Origin of the sequence: Pseudomonas sp. 7P_10.2_Bac1 (assembly GCF_025465935.1) — a bacterium.
Classification (GTDB): domain Bacteria; phylum Pseudomonadota; class Gammaproteobacteria; order Pseudomonadales; family Pseudomonadaceae; genus Aquipseudomonas.
Genome location: NZ_JANLNV010000058.1, coordinates 91,428 through 113,247, shown reverse-complemented (window position 1 = coordinate 113,247; position 21,820 = coordinate 91,428). Strand labels below are relative to the sequence as shown.

The following is a 21,820-nucleotide window of genomic DNA, read 5'->3' as shown; positions in this document are numbered from 1 at the left end:
ATTTTTAATTGTCACATTACTGCCTTGTTTAACTTGCCAATGAATCAACTCTGAACGTTTCCTGTACCGCTGGCACTTGCCGTTATTTAACGTTGACTTGATATAGGCCTCTAAGTAGATTGCATGGGCTGGCTCAGCCGGCACTTTATTAACTGACATAAGAACCTAATGGACACAGTATCTAGTCGCTGCCCGGTCGCCGAACAAACGGCCGATCGGGCGCCCAATCCAGACATTGACGGGACTCGCCGACAGGGCGAGGTCAACTGCGCTAGAGCTTGACGCTCCAACGTAACGACCTCGCCTGGCAGTTGTCCGGTCGTGAGGTGTGTTATGACTTTCAAAGCCTATGTTTTACCCGGCGTCCGCGCCTTTACTTCCAGCATGCGCGTCAAGTTGTCCCGCGAGCCAAGTGCTGCGCGCCAAGCCCGTACGCCCTTCTCAACCCCCATATTCGGCCTCAAGCCTTCGCACCAGCAGGTGCAATGGCGCGTCAGCCCTGCCACAGGTCAACTGGAGCAGCGCTGGAGCATGGCCGATCTTCAGGAGCCTCAGAGGCGTGCCTTGCGCTAACCTCTCACCGGCTTGAAAACCACTGTTGATTCACTGGAGTTCCTTATGGAAGAAGCCAGTAGCCGCCCGCTGCGCGAACAATAAGTTATTCGTTGTAGCGGGATTTTAAAGCGCACTTAAACACTTATTAAAACCGATCGCATAGTTTGCGACGCGGCATGCTTTAGCTCGTCTTTAAATAGATAAGCCACGGTATGTTGTGTCGTGAGTTGGCGACAGGAGTATTACCATGAGCGCGGTAAAAAACAGCAAAGTTCGAGACAAGAACAACGCGGGCGAAAACAGCAAACTGTCGATGCGCGCCGCTCGAGAAGCGCAAAACGGTCTGGCGGCTACCCTGGCCAATGTTAGGGCCACCACTGATGGGCTGACTGTGCTGGATGCGGCTGATCGTCTGGAGCACGAAGGCTATAACGAGGTGGCTCACGACAAGCCGCCGCACGCACTAGTGCAGTTCCTGATGGCCCTGCATAACCCCTTTATTTATGTCCTGCTGACGTTGGGCGTTATCAGCTTTTTCACAGATTACTGGCTGCCATTGCGTGATGGTGAAGAGACCGACCTGACCAAGGTCATCATCATCGCGCTGATGGTGGGGCTGAGCAGCTTTCTGCGTTTCTGGCAAGAACACCGCTCGGCCAAGTCCGCCGAGGCCCTCAAAGCCATGGTGCGCACCACTGCGACGGTGTTGCGCCGCGAGCGGGTCGGCACCCCAGCCAAGGTTCTGGAAATCCCGATGCGAGAACTGGTCGCCGGGGACATCGTGCAATTGTCCGCCGGGGACATGATCCCCGCCGATATTCGCCTGATCGAATCCCGAGACCTGTTTATCAGCCAGGCCGTGCTCACAGGTGAAGCATTGCCCGTAGAAAAGTACGACACCTTGGGCAATGTGACGCAAAAATCAGCCTCGGGCGCTCCCGCCGATCAGAGCAACCTGCTGGACTTGCCCAACATCTGCTTCATGGGCACCAACGTGGTCAGCGGCACCGCCCGCGCCGTGGTCGTCGCAACTGGGCCTCGTACCTACTTTGGTTCGCTGGCCAAGGCCATTGTCGGTTCACGCTCGCAAACTGCGTTCGACCGCGGAGTTAACAGCGTCAGCTGGCTGCTGATCCGTTTCATGCTGGTGATGGTGCCGGTGGTGTTCTTCCTCAACGGTTTTTCCAAGGGCGACTGGGGTGATGCCTTCCTCTTTGCCCTGGCCGTTGCGGTTGGTCTGACCCCAGAAATGTTGCCGATGATTGTGAGTGCCAACCTGGCCAAAGGGGCAACCGCCATGGCCAAGCGCAAGGTCGTGGTCAAGCGCCTGAACGCGATCCAGAACCTCGGTTCGATGGATGTGTTGTGCACCGACAAGACCGGCACCTTGACCCAGGACCACATCATTCTGGAGCACCATGTCGGCCCTGACGGCCAGCGAGATGAATCGGTCCTGGCGCTGGCCTGGCTGAACAGTCATCACCAGAGCGGCATTCGCAACCTGATGGACCAGGCGGTGGTTCAGTTCTCCGAGAAAGACCCCAAGTTCAAACTGCCGTTCGCCTACAGCAAAGTCGATGAACTGCCCTTTGATTTCGAACGCCGTCGCCTGTCGATTGTGGTCAAGGACAACCGTGGCGATCACCTGCTAGTGTGCAAAGGCGCCGTCGAAGAAATGCTCGGTATTTCGACGCACGTGATGGAAAACGGAGTCTGCGTGGCCCTCGATCCAGCGCGGCGCGTGCAACTGCTGGAACGGGCCACCGAGTACAACGAGGACGGCTTCCGCGTGCTGGTGGTTGCTACCCGCGACATTCCCAAGGCACAAGCGCAAAAGCAATACACCACCAAGGATGAGCGTGATCTGGTAATTCGCGGCTTCCTGACGTTCCTCGATCCTCCTAAAGAAACCGCAGGCCCAGCCATTTCTGCACTGCAAGACATTGGTGTGGCAGTGAAAGTGCTGACCGGCGATAACGCCGTGGTCACCAGCAAGATCTGCCGCCAGGTGGGTCTGGAGCCAGGTACTCCGCTGTTGGGACCGGAGATCGAGGCCATGGATGAGGCAACCCTCAAGCGTGAAGTCGAGCAACGCACCGTCTTTGCCAAACTCACGCCATTGCAAAAATCCCGGGTGCTCAAGGCGCTGCAGGCCAATGGTCACACGGTGGGCTTCCTCGGTGACGGCATCAACGACGCCCCGGCGTTGCGTGATGCGGACGTCGGCATCTCTGTAGACAGCGGCACCGACATTGCCAAAGAATCGGCGGACATCATCCTCCTGGAAAAGAGCCTGATGGTGCTCGAAGAAGGCGTTCTCAAAGGTCGCGAAACCTTCGGCAACATCATGAAATACCTGAACATGACCGCCAGTTCCAACTTCGGCAACGTGTTCTCGGTCCTGGTGGCCAGTGCCTTTATTCCGTTCCTGCCGATGCTGTCGATCCACCTGCTGCTGCAAAACCTCATGTACGACATCTCCCAACTGGCCCTGCCATGGGACAAGATGGACAAGGAATACCTGCAAAAGCCGCGTAAATGGGACGCCAAAAACATTGGTCGTTTCATGATCTGGATCGGGCCGACCTCGTCGATCTTCGACATCACCACCTTTGCCCTGATGTGGTACGTGTTCAAAGCCAACAATGTTGATGTGCAGACCTTGTTCCAGTCGGGCTGGTTCATCGAGGGGCTGCTGTCGCAAACGCTGGTCGTACACATGCTGCGCACCCGCAAGATCCCGTTCTTCCAGAGCAACGCGGCGTGGCCGGTCATGATGATGACCGTTGTCATCACTGTACTGGGGATCTACGTACCGTTCTCACCGCTGGGCACCATGGTGGGCCTGGAGCCACTGCCCTTGGCGTACTTCCCGTGGCTGGTCGCAACCCTGGTCAGCTACTGCTGCGTAGCGCAACTGATGAAGACTATTTACATCCGCCGTTTCAAACAGTGGTTCTGATGTGAATCGCCTGGCTGGCGCCGTGTGGCGCCAGCCCGGCGAAGCGTCTGTCGATGTCGTAAACATGAATGTTGGTTTTGTGGAGATTCCTCATGTCAGGAACCACTCTCTTGCTCAATCTCGCCGGTGCCATTGCACTGCTGCTGTGGGGCACTCATATGATTTCTACCGCGCTGCTGCGCGGTTTTGGCACCCAACTGCGCAACTGGATGGGGCGCAACCTGAATAACCGCTGGATGGCACTGCTGTCCGGCATTGGCATCACCGGCGTGCTGCAAAGCAGCACGGCTGTAAGCATGATGGCCACCTCTTTTACCGCCGCCGGCACCTTAAGCCTGGCACCCGCCCTGGCCGTGATGCTGGGTGCAAACATCGGTTCAACCCTGGTGGTGCAGCTACTGAGTTTTGACACTTCGCTGGCCACGCCCATCATGCTGTTGGCCGGATTTATCGTGTTCCGCCTGCGTGACGATTCGCGCTACGAAAGCATTGGCTGCGCGCTGATCGGCCTGGGGCTGATGCTCCTGGCGTTGGGGTTGCTCAGTGCAACCTTGAGCCACATGGAAGCCACGTCGGTGTTTCGCGCCGTCATGCAAAGCCTGGATGGCGATCTGATCATTGCCGTGGTGACGGCTGTTTTGCTGACCTGGTTGTGCCACTCGAGTGTGGCCGTGGTGCTGCTGATCGCATCGTTGGCCGGAGCCGGGATGATGGCGCCGGTCACCGCCATGGCCTTGGTATTGGGTGCCAACGTGGGCGGCGCCCTGCCTTCTGTGCTCAGTGCCGGTTCTACCGTTGCGCGGCGCCTGCCCGTGGGCAATCTGCTGATTCGTCTACTGGGCTGCGTGGTGTTACTGCCGTGGCTACCGCTGTTGGCCGAGCATCTGTCCGCAACCCAGTTTAGTCCGGCACACCTGGTGGTGTTCCTGCACACAGGGTTCAACCTGGCATTGGCGGTGGTGTTTATAGGCCTGATCGAGCCTATGGCCAACGGGTTGAGCCGCCTGTTTCCCCAGCAAGAGCGTCCTGCCGATCCGGGCATGCCGCAATACCTGGATGAAGCCGGGCTGGAAGTGGCCAACATCGGGCTGTCCAACGCCGTGCGTGAGGCCTTGCGTGTGGCGGATATGGCGTCACTGATGCTCAACCAGGTCTTGCAACTGTTTGAAAAGCCCGAGCAGGCGGCTTTCGACAAGGTTCGACAACTGGACCACTCGGTCGACTTGCTCAGTGCGGCAATTCGCGCCTATCTGGCAGACATTGGCCAGGACGGCTTGAGCGATGAGGACGCCGATCGCGCCCAGGAAGTGCTGATGTTTGTGATCAACCTTGAACATGCCGGCGACATCCTCAGCAATCTTGCGCAATTGGCAATTCGCCGGGCCCGTCGGGGCGAACACTTTTCCACCTTTGAAATGCAACACATCGTGGCCTTGCACCTGGCCCTGCTGGACAGCCTGAACCTGGCGATAACGGCGTTCCTGCGCGAAGACATTGCAGCGGCAACTACGCTGGTGGGTCATAAGGAGATCGTGCGCCAACTCGAAGCCAGCGCCAGCCGCGAGCACTTTCGCAAACTGCAAAACGACAAAACCGCCTGGGCCGAGTCAGGCGACATCTTCCAGCGGGTGCTGCGCGACTACCGTCGCGTGCATCACCACATTGCGGCGTTGGGTTACCCAGTACTGGAGCGCAACACATCGGATGCCTCCCACCCGTAAGAGCGAGCCTGTCTTGCGATTTTTTGATGTTCTAAAAAGATCGCAAGCCAAGGTTTACAGCCTGGCCCGCAGCTTGAGCGGATCAACCAGCCCCGCCGCTATCGCCATGCCCACCAGGTCCGGCAAGTGCTCGGCCTGCATGCGTTTCATGACCCGCGCGCGGTACAGATCAATGGTTTTCGCACTGACCTCTAGCTGCTCGGCAATTTCGCGGGTGGTATAGCCCTGCACCAGCGGGAGGAACACATCACGCTCGCGTGGAGTAAGGCTTTGCAGGCGCGCTTGCAGTTCGGTCAGTTCCTGGCTGGCAGTTTGCCGTGCATTCCCACCGCTCAAGGCCTGCTGAACGCTGTCGAGCAGTAACTGCTGGTTGTACGGCTTTTCGATAAAGTCATGGGCGCCCGCCTTGAAAGCGCGAACCACAATCGGCACATCGGCGTGACCACTGACAAAAATCACCGGCATTGTGATGCCACGCTCCTGCAACGCCTGCTGCACATTCAGCCCGCCCATGGCGGGCATGCGGATGTCGAGCACCACACAAGCGCTGCGTGTTGGGTCCAGGGCTTGCAAAAAAGCCTGGCCGCTGGTGAATGGCAGCGCATTCAAACCGACCGACTCCAGCAGCCAGACCGTCGAGTCGAGCATGCCCTGATCGTCATCGACGACATAGACCACCTGTTGATCCGGGGATGTCATGGACTAATGGCTCTCTTCTTGTTGTTGGGTTGTCATCATCAACGGCAGACTACAGCACATTCGCAACCCTTGGCTTTGCGGCTCAACATTGAGCTCACCGCCAAAGCCCTCGATGATACTGCGGCTCATCGACAAACCCAGCCCAAGCCCATCAGCCTTGCTCGTATAAAACGGTGTAAACAGGAGCTCAAGCTGCTCGGCGGTCACACCCGGGCCCTGGTCTTGGACACTGACATTCAGCCAACCCGCGCTCACAGTTTGCACGCTCAGGCTGATGGATGAGGGCTGCCCCGGCTGTTGCTCACAATTGGCGTCTATCGCATTGCGCAACAGGTTGAGCAATACCTGCTCCAGCAAAACCCGGTCGGCATACACCAACGGCAGAATCGGTGGCAGATGCTGCTCAATCGTCACCAGCCGCTCGCGGGCCTCCCAAGCACAGAGGTTGACCGCCTGCCGGATGACCTCGCTCACATCCAGTGCCTGCAAGGTGCGTCGGCCCTTGCGCAGAAAACCGCGTAGACGCTTGATCACCTGCGAGGCATGGTTGGCATGCAGGGTGATCCGCTCCAGACCCTGCGCCACGCGGGAGGCAGCATCGGGCATGTGTTCGAGGTTTTGCAGATAACGCTGGCTGGCATTGGCGTAATTCATCACGGCGGCCAGCGGCTGATTGATTTCATGGGCGATTCCCGACGCCAATTCCCCCAGGGTCACCAGCCGCGCGGTGTGGGCCATTTCGTCTTGATGGTGACGCTGCTGAGCTTCACGCAGTTCGCGCTCACGCATATCACGGGCCACCAGCGAGAAATACCGCTCACCAGACGTTGAACGATGTGCCAGCAGCAACAATGAAACAGGCACGGACATGTCGCCATTCAGCGGCTGCAAGCGCGTTTCGCTGCTCCATAAACCGTGTTCTTCGGCGCTGCTCCAGCCTTTGGATTGCAATTGCTCCAGGTCATGCTGACTTAAAACCTCCGCCAATCGAGGTGCCTGCCCCCTCGCCCCCAAGCCGAGGATTCGACGCGCCGCCGGGTTGAGGTACGACACCCCGCCAGCCGGATCGATAAACAGCACGGGATCTGGATTGACCTCGACGACTTCGGCCAGTCGTCGTTTGTTCTCCTCAGCCTGAATGCGCGCGGTAATGTCACGCGACACGCTGACCACCTCGACCACCGCGCCGGTATAGGTTTCGCGAATCGCCCGGCTGGCAGTTTCAAACCACAAGTAATGCCCGGCGTGATGGCGAATACGGTAAGTCATGGTGTGATAGCCGTCCAACTCCAGCGCATCGCCCGCCTGGCGCAACACCTGGGCCATATCATGCGAATGAAACAAACGCTGCGCGCGGCTGCCGCGCAGTTGCTCAGGCCAGTAGCCCAGCAAAGTCCAGGAAGCCGGTGAGGCATCCAGAAAGCGACCGTCTGGCGTATGGCGCGAGATCAGGTCGGTAGTGTTTTCGGTAATCAGCCGATAAAGACGCCGAGCCTTGGCGGCTTCACGGCCGGCCAGCAACTCGGCGCTCGCTTCGCGCCCTCGAACCACCACACAGTGCTGTTCAGGGACCGGTATCAGTGTCCATAGCCATACGTGCTGATTGCACTGCGCTTCGACCTGCTCGATGGCCCGTCCTTGTTCCAGGCAAGCGCGAACCAGCTCTTCCAAGTTGCTCGGCATCCACCTGCGCACCTGGTCCAACGGCTGGTCCGCCAACAACCGGGTCATGGCCGGATTGGCCGTCAACGGCAGCCCATGAGCGTCAAGCACCACCGACGGTTGCGGGTCTAAGCTGAGTAACGAAACGAGCATGGGTAATCCAGCAGTCAAAAAGCGAATGGATATAGAACAATTACCATATTGCTTAGGTATTACTTCCATATCAAATACAAACTGAGCTATAACTCAGACCGGACATAAAACTGCCCCGAACGATCAGCAGCACGTGGGCAGCCATTAGAGCTAACAATCAGCCACCGGAATGACCATCATGTCGATTTTTGAGCAGGGCCTTGAGCCTACTGCCGTCAACCATATTGCCCTGTCGCCACTGAGTTTCATCGAGCGTACCGCCAGCGTCTATCCCGACTACCCTGCCGTGATCCACGGCTCCATCCGCCGCACGTGGGCACAGACCTACAGCCGCTGCCGCCGTTTGGCCTGCGCGCTGGCCGGACGCGGGATTGGCAAGAACGATACCGTCGCAGTGATGCTGCCCAATATCCCCGCGATGCTGGAGGTGCATTTTGCAGTGCCCATGATTGGGGCCGTGCTGAACGCCCTCAACGTACGTCTGGATGCCGAGGCTATTGCCTTCATGCTCGCCCACGGCGAAGCCAAGGTACTGATTGCCGACCGCGAATTCCATGAAGTGATCCACGCAGCAGTGGCCATGCTCGATCATCCGCCATTGATTATCGACGTGGATGACCCCGAGTACGGTGAAGGCCAGGCTGTCAGCACACTGGATTACGAAGCGGTGCTCGCAGAAGGCGACCCGGACTATGAGTGGCAATGGCCTACGGATGAATGGCAAGCCATTGCCTTGAACTACACCTCGGGGACTACCGGCAATCCCAAGGGCGTGGTGTATCACCATCGCGGCGCCTACCTCAACTCACTCGGCAACCAGATGGTCTGGGCCGTGGGCAACCACCCGGTGTACCTATGGACCTTGCCGATGTTCCACTGCAACGGCTGGTGCTACCCGTGGATCATCACCGCATTGGCCGGTGTGCATGTGTTCCTGCGTCGGGTCGACCCACAAAAAATCCTCAACCTGATTCGTGAACATCAGGTCACTCACTTGTGCGGCGCGCCCATTGTGCTGAACGCGCTAGTCAATATGCCGGAATCGGCCAAGGCCGCTATCGATCACCCGGTCAACGCCATGGTCGCCGGCGCGGCACCACCGGCCAAAGTGATCGGCGCAGTGGAAGAAATGGGTATCAAGGTCACCCACGTCTACGGCCTGACCGAAGTCTATGGCCCGGTGACCATCTGCGCCTGGCATGACAAATGGGACGAACAGCCTCTGGCCGAACGCGCCCAGATCAAATCCCGCCAAGGCGTGCGCTACCCCACGCTGGAAGGCGTAATGGTGGCCAATCCAAAAACCCTCGAACCCACCCCGCGTGACGGGGAAACCATGGGTGAGATTTTCATGCGCGGCAACACGGTGATGAAGGGTTACCTGAAAAACCCTAGCGCCACCGCCGAAGCCTTCGAGGGTGGCTGGTTTCACACCGGCGATCTGGCCGTTTGCCACCCGGACGGTTATGTGGAAATTCGCGACCGCCTCAAAGACATCATTATTTCCGGCGGCGAGAACATCTCCACCATCGAAGTCGAAGGCGTGCTGTATCGCCATCCTGGCGTCATGGAGGCCGCCGTGGTCGCTCGCCCGGATGAAAAATGGGGCGAAACACCCTGCGCCTTCATCACGCTGAAGGCCGATCATCAGCAAGTTCGCGACACCGACATCATGACCTTTTGCCGCGAGCATCTGGCCGGGTTCAAAGTGCCGCGTACGGTGATCTTCACCCAGTTGCCCAAGACCTCCACCGGCAAAGTCCAGAAATACGTGCTGCGTGACATGGCCAAAGCCCTGTAACCCCCCCTCAGTGTTTTGTGAAGCGAGCCAGGCTCGTGATCTTTTGATTTTTACGAGGTTTTGTAATGCCTGAATTCAATGCGCCACTGCGTGACATGCGTTTTGTGCTGCACGAAGTCTTTGACGCGCCAACGCTGTGGGCGCGCCTGCCCGGCCTGGCTGACCACGTCGATGCCGATACTGCTGACGCGATTCTTCAAGAGGCGGCCAAAGTCACCAGCCAACTGATTGCGCCTCTAAACCGTAGCGGCGACGAAGAAGGCGCGCGCTGGCAGGCGGGCAAGGTCAGTACTCCCAAGGGCTTCAAGGCGGCTTATGACACTTATATAGAAGGTGGCTGGGTCGGCCTGTCGGGCAATCCCGAGTTCGGAGGCCTGGGCATGCCGAAAATGCTCGCCGTGCAATTTGAAGAAATGCTCTACGCCGCCAACTCAAGCTTTGCCCTGTACTCGGCGCTGACTTCGGGTGCCTGCTTGGCTATCGACGCTCACGCCAGCCCGGCGCTGAAGTCGACCTACCTGCCGCCGATGTATGAAGGTCGCTGGGCGGGCTCGATGTGCCTGACCGAAGCCCATTCAGGCACCGACCTGGGAATTATCCGCACCCGTGCCGAACCCCGGGCCGATGGCAGCTTCAGTATTAGCGGCAGCAAGATATTCATCACCGGCGGCGACCAGGACCTGACTGAAAACATTGTCCATCTGGTACTCGCCAAGCTGCCGGATGCCCCCGCCGGGCCGCGCGGCATATCGTTGTTTCTGGTGCCCAAAGTGCTGGTCAATGACGACGGCTCTCTGGCTGAAGCGAACGCGGTGAGCTGCGGCTCGATCGAGCACAAAATGGGCATCAAGGCGTCCGCCACCTGCGTGATCAACTTTGATGGTGCCCGCGGCTGGCTGATCGGCGAAGCCAACAAAGGGCTGGCGGCGATGTTCACCATGATGAACTACGAACGTCTATCCATCGGCATCCAGGGCATCGGCTGTGCCGAAACCTCTTACCAGAATGCCCGCACCTACGCCCGCGAGCGCCTGCAAGGGCGAGCGTCGAACGGCGCGGTGGCGCCCGACAAAATGGCCGACCCGATCATCGTCCACCCTGATGTGCGGCGCATGTTACTGAGCATCAAAGCCATGACCGAAGGCGGCCGCGCGTTTGCCAGCTATGTCGGACAGCAACTGGACCTGAGCAAGTACTCGACCGACCCACAAGAGCAACAGGACGCCAGCGCTCTGGTGGCCTTGCTGACGCCGGTGGCCAAGGCGTTTTTCACTGACACGGGGCTCGACAGTTGCGTGCTTGGCCAACAAGTGTTTGGTGGCCATGGCTATATCCGTGAATGGGGCCAGGAGCAATTGGTACGAGATGTGCGCATTGCGCAAATTTACGAAGGCACCAATGGCATTCAGGCGCTGGATTTGCTGGGTCGCAAAGTGATTGCCAATGGTGGCGTGGCGCTGCGTTTGTTTACTGCGCAAATGCGTGAATTTGCCGAACAACCCGACAAACCGTATGCCCGCCAATTGTTGCAGGCCGTACAGCAGCTGGAAGACCTGAGCGACTGGCTGCAAGCGCGAGCAAAAGCCGACCCCAATGAAATCGGCGCGGCTTCGGTCGAGTATCTGCAGGTCTTTGGCTACGTGGCTTACGCTTGGCTGTGGGCACGCATGGCCGATGTGGCGCAACGCTCAATGCCCGATGACCCGGACTTTTATGCGGCAAAACTGGCGACGGCGAAATTTTATTTCAACCGACTTTTGCCTCGTACCGCGAGTCTGGAACAGTCGATTCGCGCGGGCTGCGAATCATTGTTTGAACTGGATGCCGCGAGCTTTTAAACGCAGCATTGAAAAACGGCGGCCTTCAAGGCCGCCGTTCATGCATCAGAGAGTCAATTCGTCCAGCACCAACACTTCGCGATGCTCAAGCAGGTCACCTACGGCCTTGCCCATCGCCAGATAGTGCGGGGTGGTCTTGTGATGTTCGATGGCTGCCAGGTCCTTCCAGCCTTCGACAAACACAAAGCGCTGGGGATCGGCACGATCGATGTGCAGATCGTAAAACGTGCAGCCCTCCTCTTTGCGTGAACCTTCCACACACGCCAGCAGTGCTTCTTTAACGGTCTTTTCATGACCAGCCTTGGCACGCAATACGGCAACGATTTTGATGATGTTGGACATTTCAGCTTCCTGGAAGTGGTGTTCTTGAACACGCCAACCCTACTACGGCAACGGCGGGATAAACACCTGCACCTTGCAAAAAAGAGCAGTTGCCAAGAACACCGTCGAGGTATCAGTGACGTGCCTGGCCGTCCAGGCGGCTCACAATGTCATCCTTGATTTTCAGGCGTTTCTCTTTCAGAGCCACCAATACTTCATCCGTCACGCCGAGCGCATTGTGGGCTTCTGCTTCGAGGACCTTTTGGTCGGCCTCTGTGTATTTCACAATCAGGGCGGCCAAATGCGGGTCTTGGTCTTTCAGTGTGGCGAGGGCCTCTTTAGTGAAACCCAGATCCTGAGACAAATCGTGTTTGACTGGCATATCTGCACCTCGTTTAACGTTTCGGTGAAGGTTTCAGACTCTGAGGGCGAGTCTGCGCAAAAGGTTCCATCCTTGATGAAGCCCTTTAAGCAATAGCACGCAACCCGGCATTGAGAAAGCCGCACGATGCCTCATGACGGTAAACGAACGTTTGATCAAGAAGAGCAAATAGAAGCGCTAACCTCGTCAATTTAATGACGCTAGAAAATAAATCGCTGATTTTTTGACATTTTTTGCTTTTACGCATGGACTAACTTCATCAAAGTGTAAGAAAATTCGCGCACCAAAATTGACCCTGATTAACTGTCTGGTGTGTAGAAAAGGACTGATACACGTGAGGTTAACAAGCCTGCACATCACGACACGGAGCACGTCGGCGAAGGACCAATCAAGCATGATTGACGCCATTGAATAAACTCAGGCTTGAAGCGGACGCTGTTCGCTCTGCAAGCACCGATTGAATGGCGCATCACATAACAATTCCGCCATTCGCTCGTGAACCTCCTGGAAGAGAACGTTGCGTTTGCCATATATCAATCTCGGCATCCACGGATTACTGGATCAACACATTGCTTTGCGTACTGGCGGCTTGTATTGGGTTACGGCCAACCAGCCTGGTGATGCAAGACTGTTGGCCCGTCAATTTCTGGAGAGCCTCCCCACAAGCACGCAGACCACACTGATTGTGTGTGCAGACACCGTGCAAACGGTCATCGACGAGATGCCCGCTGATCGCGGCCCTGACAAACTCAAGCTCTTCGAAATCGAGCAAAAGGGCATCGAGCCCGGGCTGGCCACGCTTGTCCGCGATCTCAACCGTGCACAGATTGCAGCCAACAGCCAGATTCTATTGGTGCTACCGGCCAACAGTTGGGCTGACACCAATGTCTCGAAACGCTTACAGCACTGGTTTGGGCAACTGCGTGCGTGGCTACGACAAAGAAATGTCACGCTGCTGGTGATCGCCCATGGTGAAGCCTCATCGCTGCATACCCATTTGCTGCAGCTCAATGAACAACTGTCCGGTTTGAGTCGGCTCTATCGACATAACGGTGAAACGCGCTACCACTTGCATTTCTGGCACAACGACACCGGCGTGAGCGCTGGCCTCGAGTTCAGGCTGGCCATGCGCAACCATGCCCTGACCTTGATTGCCGAACCCGTCGCCGATGCCACGCCGCGAGTGGCCGACGATCAGCATGTCTACCTCGCAGAGCGCACAGTGCTGGAAGGCAGCCCGCCGCTGTCCAACCATTGGTACCTGTTCAATGACCGTCAGGCGTTGCTCCAGGAAGCGGCATCTGCCAGGGCTGCCACCGTCATCGTGGGTATCGACAGCAGCCACCAACTGCTGGATCTGGCTCAGCAACTGCACGACCTGCGTGAACAGTGCGGTGCTGATTTGAAGATTGTGGTGCGTGAGCTCGAACCTGCCGTGCGTTATCGCGACGAGCGCTTGCTTCTGGCTTGCGGAGTCAACCTGATCATCCCAGACGGCACCCTGCTCTCACGGTTTTTGAGCCTGATCGAAAGCATTCAGGGCCAACGCTGGCAACACACTCAGGGCACCGACTTCGCCACGTTACTTGAACGTCAGCGACCACCGGCGATTCGCGGGCTGGTGAGCCCCAATACGTTCTTCACCCAGGTAGAACACATCTACCAGAACAGCTCGGGCGAAGTACCGCATCAACTGCTCAGGTTCCAGCCCGCTCCCGGCCTGAAGCAAGAGCTATTGCTCAACCAGATGTGCCTGCGCCGACTGGGTGATTTCGCCTGCTTGGTCAATGGCGAGTTGTATCTGTTCCTCTTTGCCTGCCGTGCCGACGCCCTGGAACCGGCGCTTGCCAATATCTGTCGCCTGCCCTGGCGCGACCTGTTCTCGAGCCGCCAGGCACTCAGCAGCCCGGCAGAACTGGACCAAGATGCCTTTTTGGATGATGCCTCAGTGCCAAAACACCTGAACATTCCCGTCGAGCCCCTGATCATGGCGCAGCCCGCCTCTGGCAGCCGCGTTGCGCTTAAACCGCAGCCCATCACGCTGCCTGTAAGCGAGTCACAACCATGACCTTTATGGAACTGGTGCAAGTCATCGCCCTGACCTGTGGGGTGACGGTGCTACTGACGCTGTTTGCACAGCGTATTCGTCTGTATCTCAAGGCGCGTTTTGAGCAGTACTTGCCGCCGCGTTATCTCAAACCCCGTGGTGTCAGACGTCGTGCACCCGCCAGCCCTTCGATGAGAGCGCCGGATGAATCTGTCTAAACCTGCCACTGACACACAAAAAATGACGGCCCCATGGCGTGGCCTGGGCGCCTGGAACCTGTACTTCCTGGGTAAATTCGTGCTGACCTGGACCGGTCACCTGAATTTCCAAGTCGTGCCCAACCTGATTTTTGCTCTGGCATTGCTGATCCCCATTGCCCATCCAATGCTGCGCCGTGCCCGTACGGTCCTGGCGATTCCAGTCGCTGTAGCGTTGCTGTACCAGGACACCTGGTTCCCGCCTTTCAGCCGTTTGCTGGCGCAGCCCGGGGTGCTGGATTTCTCTTTCGATTACATCGTTGAGTTGCTGGGGCGCTTCATTGACTGGCAAGTCTGCGCCCTGCTGTTGATGCTGGTGATCGCCTACCTCTTTATCAGCCCCTGGCTTCGCCTGACCACCCTGACATTACTGGGCTTCGTCTGGCTGAGCCTGGGCAGCTTGCAATGGTTGCTGCCGACGACAATCAATGCGCCGATGGCCAGCACTGACAAGGGTGCCGCGACCACTGCCAGCACTGCAGGTGAACCGGACGATGCCACGCTCAACAGCTATCTCGATACGTTCTACAAGAACGAAGCCCAGCGTAGGGTTGAGTTCAAACAGCCTGCGGTCAAGCCGGAGCCGTTTGACCTGCTGGTGATCAATATCTGTTCATTGGCCTGGGATGATCTGGACGAAGTGGGTCTTCGCAACAACACCCTGTTCAGCCAGATGGACGTGATTTTCGATAACTTCAACTCGGCCACGGCCTACAGCGGTCCAGCGGCCATACGCCTGCTGCGCGCCAGCTGCGGCCAGACCTCGCACTCGCAGTTGTACAAACAGTCGGCCGATCAGTGCTTGCTGTTCGACGACCTGCGTCAATTGGGCTTTACCGATGAGCTAATGCTCAACCATACCGGCGAATTCGATGGCTTCTTGCAGGAAGTCCGCGATCAGGGCCAGTTGCCTGCTCCAGCGCTGGGCACCATCCCGGCAGGTTTGCAGCGTACCTATGTCGGCTTTGATGGTTCACCGATCTGGCGTGACCGTGATGTGCTGAGCAAATGGTGGCAACACCGCTTGAACACTGACAAGCCGAACATGGCGCTGTTCTACAACACCACTAGCCTGCATGACGGCAACCGTCAGGTGAAAGCCGATGGCGGCACCCAGGTGGCGGACTACAGCAGCCGCGCACAGGTATTGCTCGATGATCTCAACGGGTTCATCAAAGAACTGCAAAAAAGCGGACGCCGCGTGGTTATCGCGATCGTGCCGGAGCATGGTGCTGCCCTGCACGGCGACCGCATGCAGATCTCGGGTATGCGTGAGATCCCCAGCGAATCCATCACTCATGTCCCCGTGGGCCTCAAGCTGATCAACATGGGCGACAACGACCAGACCCAGCCGGTGCATATCACTCAGCCGAGCAGCTATCTGGCCGTCGCCGAGATCATTGCGCGCCTGTATGCCAGCCCGGCGTTGAGCAACGGCCAGACCGTGGATTGGTCGGCGTTGTTGGCTGACCTGCCGCAAACCGCAAAAGTATCGGAAAACTCAGGGACTGTTGTGCTCGATTACAACGGCAAGCCTTATGTTCGAATCAAGGAGAACGGTGGATGGCTACCTTACCCACAGCAGCTCAAATAAGCGCGGACATCCTGTCGCGCAATGAGCGTGCCGATGATATTGAACGGCTCAAATTGATGGTGGACCTGCCAGAGCTGGGCTATGTCGATATCTCGGCGCAAGTGGAGTTACTGCAAGCCCTGGAACGCTGGCCATTGCTCGCGCACCTGCAAGCATGCACCCCGCCGGCCCCATCGGACGATACTCCATGATTGCCCTGAGTCTGCAAGGTATACGCGGTGGTGTGGGCACCAGCTCGACACTCGCCGCACTGAGCTACGCGCTGTCCACCCTCGGGCAAAAAGTGCTGGTGGTCGACCTGTGCCCGGAAAACACCCTGGGGCTGCATTTCAACCTCGACTTCGCGCTGCCAGGAGGCTGGGCCCCCGCCACACTTGCAAACACGCCCTGGAATGAGCATGCATGGCGTATCGAGCCGGGTCTGACCGTAATGCCCTATGGGACGCTCACTGCACAACAGCAGGCGCAGCTTGAGGTCATGCTGCGGGACAACCCGCACCTGTGGGCCAAACGTCAGGCGAGCCTGGCCGAGCACTTCGACTGGATACTGTTTGACCTGCCGCAGCGCCTGCCGGGGCATGCGGGCAACCCGCAATGCGACATTGCCCTGACCGTGTTGAACCTCGACGCGGCGTGCCATGCCCTGCTTCACCCCCTGCGCGACAGGCCCGGAGTGTTGCTGATCAATCGCTTTGACCCGGCCAGCCAGTTGCAGCGTGATCTATTGCTGCTGTGGCAGCATCAGCTGGGTAGCGCATTGGTGCCCGTCCATTTGCACGCCGATGAAGCCATGGCCGAAGCCCTGGCCAAGCGTGAACCCGCGGGTCGATATGCTCCCGGCAGCCTGATCGCTCAAGACATGGTCAGCCTGGCCAGTTGGTGCCTGCTACGTGGCGGGAGGCTTGAATGATCAAGCGCTGGTTTCCCTACACCTACTTGCGGCGCGAGCAAAATTGCACCCGTTTCACGGCATTGATTCTGGCTTCGATCCAGGCCCTGGGCTGGATCTTCCTGCGCCTGGAGTCACCTGCCTGGAAAACCTTGCGAGCACAACAACGCAGCCTGTTTCCGCACCTGGCTGACAAGCGTGCCACCATTGGTGACCCGCTGCGCTACACGATCCAAACCGTGTGGCTGTTGCTGGTGCGTCCTGGCGAACAGACCTTGACGCAGCGCCAACGTCGACGCCGCCGTGTGGCTGGTAGCTTCAAGGCATTGCTGGGCATTGTGAAACGGCCCTGGAACCTGTTGGCCAACAGCTTTGAACAGCTCCCCTCGGCAATCAGCCCGCAAGTGAGCAAAGGCACGCGCTGGTGGAACGCCATGCACTGGCCGATGCGTAAAATCCTCTATATCGCCATCGGTGCGCTGGTGGTGGTGCTGGTCTTCATCTGTGTGACCGAACCCTTCGGGTACTTGGCGCAACTGGTATTTGTGGTCTTGTTGTGGGCCATCGCCATGCTGGTACGCCGGTTGCCGGGACGTTTCCCGACGCTGCTGTTGATCGCCTTGTCCGTGATCATTTCGTGCCGCTACCTGTGGTGGCGCTACACCTCGACACTGAACTGGAGTGACAGCCTGGACTTGACCTGCGGGTTGATCCTGCTGTTGGCCGAAACGTATTCCTGGTTGGTACTGATCCTGGGCTACGTGCAGACATCCTGGCCGCTGAACCGCAAACCGGCACAGTTGCCAGCAGACTCCAGCCAGTGGCCGACCGTCGATCTGCTGATCCCCACCTATAACGAAGAGTTGTCGGTGACCCGTGGCACGGTATACGCCGCACTGGGCATCGACTGGCCAAAAGACAAGCTGCGCATTCATTTGCTCGATGACGGTAACCGTCCAAGCTTCAAGACATTTGCCGATGAAGTGGGCATCAACTACATCGCCCGGACCGATAACCGCCATGCCAAGGCAGGGAACCTCAACCACGCCTTGACGCAGATCGACGGTGAACTGGTAGCGATTTTTGACTGCGACCACATGCCTGCCCGCTCGTTCCTGCAATTGACTGTGGGCTGGTTCTTGCGTGATCCGAAACTGGCGCTGGTACAAACCCCGCACCACTTTCTTTCACCTGATCCGTTTGAACGCAACCTGGGTACTTTCCGCAACCGTCCGAACGAAGGCGAGCTGTTTTACGGCCTGGTACAAGACGGCAATGACATGTGGAACGCCGCGTTTTTCTGCGGGTCGTGTGCCATTGTGCGACGCACTGCGATTGAGTCGATTGGCGGTTTCGCAGTAGAGACAGTGACCGAAGACGCCCATACCGCCCTGCGCTTGCACCGCAATGGCTGGAACTCCGCGTACTTGCGCATCCCGCAGGCGGCCGGTCTGGCGACCGAAAGCCTGTCAGCGCACATTGGTCAGCGGATTCGCTGGGCACGCGGCATGGTGCAGATCTTCCGTACAGACAACCCGTTGCTGGGCAAAGGGCTGACGGTGTTCCAGCGAGTCTGCTACGCCAACGCCATGCTGCACTTCCTGGTGGGGCTACCTCGGCTGGTGTTCCTGACCGCTCCCCTGGCCTTCCTGTTGCTGCACGCCTACATCATCTATGCCCCAGCCCTGATGATCCTGCTGTACGTGTTGCCGCACATGATCCATGCCAGCCTCACCAACTCGCGGATGCAAGGTGCTTATCGCCAGACATTCTGGGGTGAGGTGTACGAGACCGTTCTGGCCTGGTACATCGCCAGACCGACCACCGTGGCCTTGTTCAGCCCTTCGCGCGGCAAGTTCAACGTCACCGCCAAAGGCGGGATGATGGAAGAAAACCAGTTCGACTGGCAGACCGCCAAACCGTACCTGGTGCTGTCGATCCTCAACGTGCTCGGCCTGGGTTTTGCTGTCTGGCGGCTGTTTACCGGCCCTGCAGACGAGATCATTACCATCATCGTCAGCGTCCTGTGGGTCATCTATAACCTGCTGATTATCGGTGCAGCGGTCGCGGTGGCTGCCGAAGTGCGCCAGGTTCGTCAAACCCATCGCGTGCAAACCCGGTTGCCAGGCGCCATCAAACTTGCCGATGGCCATCGCTACCCATGCGAGCTGGTGGACTACTCCGACGGAGGCGTCGGCTTGCTGCTCAATCAGCCGTTGCCGTTACCAACAGGCTCGGTGGTGTCGCTGATTCTGCAGCGCGGCAACCGTGAATTTGTGTTCAACGGCTCGCTTACGCGCTCCAAGGACCTGTTCATGGGCCTGAGCTTTGCCGATTTGCCGCCAGAGCAAAAAATCGAGTTCGTCCAATGCACCTTTGGTCGTGCAGATGCCTGGCTCGATTACAACAGCGGTTTTGAAGCGGACAAACCGGTTCAGAGCCTCAAAGAAATTCTCGCCTTGGGCGCTAAAGGCTATTACCGCCTTTATGAGTATTTGCCGGCGTGGTTGCGCCATCTGGCACGCCCTTTTGTGCGAGTACTGCAATGGCTGGGCAGCTTTTTGCCGCGCATGCCTAAAGCGTCCACCCCTCTTATTTCCCGGCCAGTGAGTAAGTCATGAGTCGTTTTGCCAAAAAATCCATTTTCACCAGCCTTGCGCTAATGACCCTGGTCTCAGAATTGATGGCCGCGCCCCTGCCCTTGCCTACCGTCGGTTCGGCAGCGGCGCCCAAGCCTGCGCTTGCGCAGCACGAAGACCCGCTGCCCAACTGGACAGTCACGCGCACCTTTGAACAATTGGGCCGTCCGACAGACACGTTGCTGTTGGGTATCAACAGTGCCGAGCAGGTCGAGTTCACCCTGCGCCGCGACCGGATCGCGAGCGATGCCAGCCTGCAACTCAATTACACGCCCTCACCGTCTCTGATCCCAACGCTTTCGCATATCCGGGTGTACCTCAATGACGTGCTGATGGGCGTCGTGCCGATCGAAAAAGAGCAATTGGGCCGCCAGACTCAACAGAAAATGGCCCTCGATCCGCGGATGATTACCGACTTCAACCGCATTCGCCTGGAGTTCATCGGTCATTACACCGACATCTGCGAAGACCCGGCCAACAACACCCTCTGGGTCAATATCAGCCGTGGCAGCAGCCTGACCCTGCAAGAGCAGGCGCTGAGCCTGACCAATGACCTGGCGTACTTCCCGCTGCCGTTCTTTGACCCGCGCAACAGCGGCACGCTTGAGTTGCCGTTCGTGTTTGCCGCCAACCCGACCCTGGGCGAACAACGCGCCGCGACCATCCTGGCGTCGTATTTCGGTAGCCAGGCCAACTGGCGTGGCTCCAAGTTCCCGGTGCTGTTTGACACCCTGCCCAGCGTGCAAAGCAAGGAGGCCACCCAGCCTTCTGTGGTCTTCGCCACTAACGATCACCGCCCGGCCTTCATGAGCGACCTGGAAAAGTTCCCGGCTGTTGATGCGCCTGTGGTTGAGTTGATCAACCACCCCGATGCGCCCTACAGCAAAGTCCTGCTGGTCATGGGTCGTAACGAAGACGACCTGGCTACTGCTGCCAAAGCGTTGGCTTTGGGCGGCAACCTGCTGCGTGGCTCACGGGCCACGATCAACAAGGTTGAAGAACTGCAACCGCGCAAACCATACGACGCCCCGGCCTGGATGCGCACCGACCGCCCGGTGCGCTTCGCCGAGCTGATCACCTACCCGCAGCAACTGCAAGTCAGCGGTCTGCAGCCACGCCCGATCACCCTGGACGTGAACCTGCCGCCAGACCTGTTTGTGTGGCGTAACCAGGGGATCCCGCTGCGCACTCAATACCGTTACACAGCACCATCGGCCAATGATGATTCACGCTTGAACATCAGCCTCAACGATCAGTTCATCACCAGCCTGCCGTTGACCCGCAAAGACAACAGCCGCTTTGAAGAACTGCGCCTGTCGGTACTGTCCAATGACTCGGCCAACGTCAACGACAAGCTGATCGTGCCGTCGCTGAAAATCGGCGACCGCAACCGTTTGCGCTTCGACTTCAACTTCGCCAGTACCATGGGCAGCGCTCAGCGCGACCATTGCCAGACCATTTTGCCAGCCAACACCCAAGCGATTATCGACGAAGATTCGACCATCGACTTGTCCGGCTACCACCACTACATCAGCATGCCTGACCTGAAGGTCTTTGCCCGTAGCGGCTTCCCGTTCAGCCGCATGGCGGACATGTCGGAATCGATTGTGGTCGTGCCGAGCAAAGGCTCGCCCACTCAAATCAGTACCCTGCTAGAAGCCGTGGCCAGTATCTCGGCACGCTCTGGTTACCCGGCCTTTGGTGTACGCCTCAGTGATGACTGGCAATCGGCCTCCAAAGAAGATGCCGATCTGTTGCTGTTGGGCACCATGGCCCCCGAGATGCGCGACAACCCGGACCTGAGCCTGTTGCTGCAACGCCAGCACGACATGCTGGTCCAGCCATACGGCAACACTGCCATTGACGCCACTAACCGCCGCGGACCTTCGATCGACGGACGCAACCAACCAGCCAATCGGGTTGAAGTCACCGCACAGGCCCCCATCGCCGCAATGATTGGCATGCAGTCGCCGTCTCATAACCAGCGCAGCATTGTGGCCTTGCTGGGCAATGACGATGCCGATTACGGCCTGTTGCGTGAAACCCTGGTCGACAGCGGCAAAATGGACGCTGTGGCCGGCTCGGTGGCCGTGCTGCGCAGCAGTGGTATCTACAGCCAGTTGGTGGGTGATCAGTACTACGTCGGCAACCTGCCATGGTACCTGCTGATGTGGTACCAGCTGTCCGAACACCCGGTCCTGCTGGCCATCCTGGCGGTGATCAGCGTACTGCTCAGCGCGTTCCTGTTGTGGCGTGCACTGAGCTGGGCTGCCCATCGTCGCCTGAACAAGGATGAATAA

General features: G+C 58.2%; 16 protein-coding genes. 12 read left to right on the top strand and 4 right to left on the bottom strand.

Features of this window, described 5'->3' with window-relative positions; translation table 11 throughout:
- Positions 1–333: 333 nt before the first annotated feature.
- The 3 genes from NTD86_RS10300 to NTD86_RS10290 all read left to right on the top strand — a co-directional run bounded on the left by NTD86_RS10300 (position 334) and on the right by NTD86_RS10290 (position 5,238).
- Positions 334–573, top strand: coding sequence for a hypothetical protein (locus NTD86_RS10300; RefSeq protein WP_262202097.1), 240 nt, complete (start codon positions 334–336; stop codon positions 571–573).
- Positions 574–802: 229 nt separating this feature from the next.
- On the top strand, positions 803–3,517 hold the full coding sequence (gene mgtA, locus NTD86_RS10295) for a magnesium-translocating P-type ATPase (protein WP_410016971.1): 2,715 nt from the start codon (positions 803–805) through the stop codon (positions 3,515–3,517).
- A gap of 92 nt (positions 3,518–3,609) precedes the next feature.
- Entirely contained in the window at positions 3,610–5,238 is a 1,629-nt protein-coding gene (locus NTD86_RS10290; protein WP_262202096.1) for a Na/Pi cotransporter family protein, read from the top strand.
- Between the two features lie 54 nt (positions 5,239–5,292).
- Here the strand turns inward: NTD86_RS10290 and NTD86_RS10285 are convergent, their stop codons facing one another.
- Entirely contained in the window at positions 5,293–5,937 is a 645-nt protein-coding gene (locus NTD86_RS10285; RefSeq protein ID WP_262202095.1) for a response regulator transcription factor, read from the bottom strand.
- A gap of 3 nt (positions 5,938–5,940) precedes the next feature.
- Positions 5,941–7,752 carry a PAS domain S-box protein gene (locus NTD86_RS10280; protein WP_262202094.1) on the bottom strand — a complete coding sequence of 604 codons (1,812 nt, stop codon included), beginning with the start codon at positions 7,750–7,752 and terminating at the stop codon, positions 5,941–5,943.
- Between the two features lie 178 nt (positions 7,753–7,930).
- Here NTD86_RS10280 and NTD86_RS10275 point away from each other — a divergent pair, with 178 nt between their 5' ends.
- Together NTD86_RS10275 and NTD86_RS10270 are read left to right on the top strand one after the other, a co-directional pair.
- Positions 7,931–9,553, top strand: a complete 1,623-nt coding sequence (locus NTD86_RS10275) for an acyl-CoA synthetase (protein WP_262202093.1) — start codon at positions 7,931–7,933, stop codon at positions 9,551–9,553.
- Positions 9,554–9,618: 65 nt separating this feature from the next.
- Complete coding sequence (locus NTD86_RS10270; protein ID WP_262202092.1) at positions 9,619–11,391, top strand: acyl-CoA dehydrogenase C-terminal domain-containing protein; 1,773 nt, start codon at positions 9,619–9,621, stop codon at positions 11,389–11,391.
- A 45-nt stretch (positions 11,392–11,436) separates the two neighbouring features.
- Here NTD86_RS10270 and NTD86_RS10265 read toward each other — a convergent pair whose 3' ends face one another.
- Entirely contained in the window at positions 11,437–11,733 is a 297-nt protein-coding gene (locus NTD86_RS10265) for a putative quinol monooxygenase (protein WP_262202091.1), read from the bottom strand.
- Positions 11,734–11,845: 112 nt separating this feature from the next.
- Positions 11,846–12,094, bottom strand: coding sequence for a DUF465 domain-containing protein (locus NTD86_RS10260; protein WP_262202090.1), 249 nt, complete (start codon positions 12,092–12,094; stop codon positions 11,846–11,848).
- A gap of 517 nt (positions 12,095–12,611) precedes the next feature.
- Here NTD86_RS10260 and bcsE point away from each other — a divergent pair.
- Genes bcsE through bcsB form a run of 7 tightly spaced genes read left to right on the top strand, consistent with a single transcriptional unit; the run spans position 12,612 to position 21,820 of the window.
- Entirely contained in the window at positions 12,612–14,162 is a 1,551-nt protein-coding gene (gene bcsE / locus NTD86_RS10255) for a cellulose biosynthesis protein BcsE (RefSeq protein ID WP_262202089.1), read from the top strand.
- Positions 14,159–14,359, top strand: a complete 201-nt coding sequence (gene bcsF / locus NTD86_RS10250) for a cellulose biosynthesis protein BcsF (protein ID WP_262202088.1) — start codon at positions 14,159–14,161, stop codon at positions 14,357–14,359. The genes bcsE and bcsF overlap by 4 nt, the downstream gene beginning before the upstream one ends.
- A complete protein-coding gene (gene bcsG / locus NTD86_RS10245) occupies positions 14,346–15,992 on the top strand; it encodes a cellulose biosynthesis protein BcsG (RefSeq protein WP_262202087.1) in 1,647 nt (548 codons plus the stop codon). The genes bcsF and bcsG overlap by 14 nt, the downstream gene beginning before the upstream one ends.
- Positions 15,962–16,183: a cellulose biosynthesis protein BcsR gene (gene bcsR / locus NTD86_RS10240; RefSeq protein ID WP_262202086.1), complete on the top strand. Its 222-nt coding sequence runs from the start codon at positions 15,962–15,964 to the stop codon at positions 16,181–16,183. The genes bcsG and bcsR overlap by 31 nt, the downstream gene beginning before the upstream one ends.
- Positions 16,180–16,902 carry a cellulose biosynthesis protein BcsQ gene (bcsQ, locus tag NTD86_RS10235; protein WP_262202085.1) on the top strand — a complete coding sequence of 241 codons (723 nt, stop codon included), beginning with the start codon at positions 16,180–16,182 and terminating at the stop codon, positions 16,900–16,902. The genes bcsR and bcsQ overlap by 4 nt, the downstream gene beginning before the upstream one ends.
- Positions 16,899–19,502: a UDP-forming cellulose synthase catalytic subunit gene (gene bcsA / locus NTD86_RS10230; protein ID WP_262202084.1), complete on the top strand. Its 2,604-nt coding sequence runs from the start codon at positions 16,899–16,901 to the stop codon at positions 19,500–19,502. The genes bcsQ and bcsA overlap by 4 nt, the downstream gene beginning before the upstream one ends.
- Positions 19,499–21,820: a cellulose biosynthesis cyclic di-GMP-binding regulatory protein BcsB gene (gene bcsB / locus NTD86_RS10225; protein ID WP_262202083.1), complete on the top strand. Its 2,322-nt coding sequence runs from the start codon at positions 19,499–19,501 to the stop codon at positions 21,818–21,820. Before bcsA ends, bcsB begins: the two co-directional genes overlap by 4 nt.

Excerpts from the sequence above, each read along its gene's own strand:
- NTD86_RS10300 (WP_262202097.1), top strand. The coding sequence starts at position 334 with ATGACTTTCAAAGCCTATGTTTTACCCGGCGTCCGCGCCTTTACTTCC.
- mgtA (WP_410016971.1), top strand. The coding sequence starts at position 803 with ATGAGCGCGGTAAAAAACAGCAAAGTTCGAGACAAGAACAACGCGGGC.
- NTD86_RS10290 (WP_262202096.1), top strand. The coding sequence starts at position 3,610 with ATGTCAGGAACCACTCTCTTGCTCAATCTCGCCGGTGCCATTGCACTG.
- NTD86_RS10285 (WP_262202095.1), bottom strand. The coding sequence starts at position 5,937 with ATGACATCCCCGGATCAACAGGTGGTCTATGTCGTCGATGACGATCAG.
- NTD86_RS10280 (WP_262202094.1), bottom strand. The coding sequence starts at position 7,752 with ATGCTCGTTTCGTTACTCAGCTTAGACCCGCAACCGTCGGTGGTGCTT.
- NTD86_RS10275 (WP_262202093.1), top strand. The coding sequence starts at position 7,931 with ATGTCGATTTTTGAGCAGGGCCTTGAGCCTACTGCCGTCAACCATATT.
- NTD86_RS10270 (WP_262202092.1), top strand. The coding sequence starts at position 9,619 with ATGCCTGAATTCAATGCGCCACTGCGTGACATGCGTTTTGTGCTGCAC.
- NTD86_RS10265 (WP_262202091.1), bottom strand. The coding sequence starts at position 11,733 with ATGTCCAACATCATCAAAATCGTTGCCGTATTGCGTGCCAAGGCTGGT.
- NTD86_RS10260 (WP_262202090.1), bottom strand. The coding sequence starts at position 12,094 with ATGCCAGTCAAACACGATTTGTCTCAGGATCTGGGTTTCACTAAAGAG.
- bcsF (WP_262202088.1), top strand. The coding sequence starts at position 14,159 with ATGACCTTTATGGAACTGGTGCAAGTCATCGCCCTGACCTGTGGGGTG.
- bcsG (WP_262202087.1), top strand. The coding sequence starts at position 14,346 with ATGAATCTGTCTAAACCTGCCACTGACACACAAAAAATGACGGCCCCA.
- bcsR (WP_262202086.1), top strand. The coding sequence starts at position 15,962 with ATGGCTACCTTACCCACAGCAGCTCAAATAAGCGCGGACATCCTGTCG.
- bcsQ (WP_262202085.1), top strand. The coding sequence starts at position 16,180 with ATGATTGCCCTGAGTCTGCAAGGTATACGCGGTGGTGTGGGCACCAGC.
- bcsA (WP_262202084.1), top strand. The coding sequence starts at position 16,899 with ATGATCAAGCGCTGGTTTCCCTACACCTACTTGCGGCGCGAGCAAAAT.
- bcsB (WP_262202083.1), top strand. The coding sequence starts at position 19,499 with ATGAGTCGTTTTGCCAAAAAATCCATTTTCACCAGCCTTGCGCTAATG.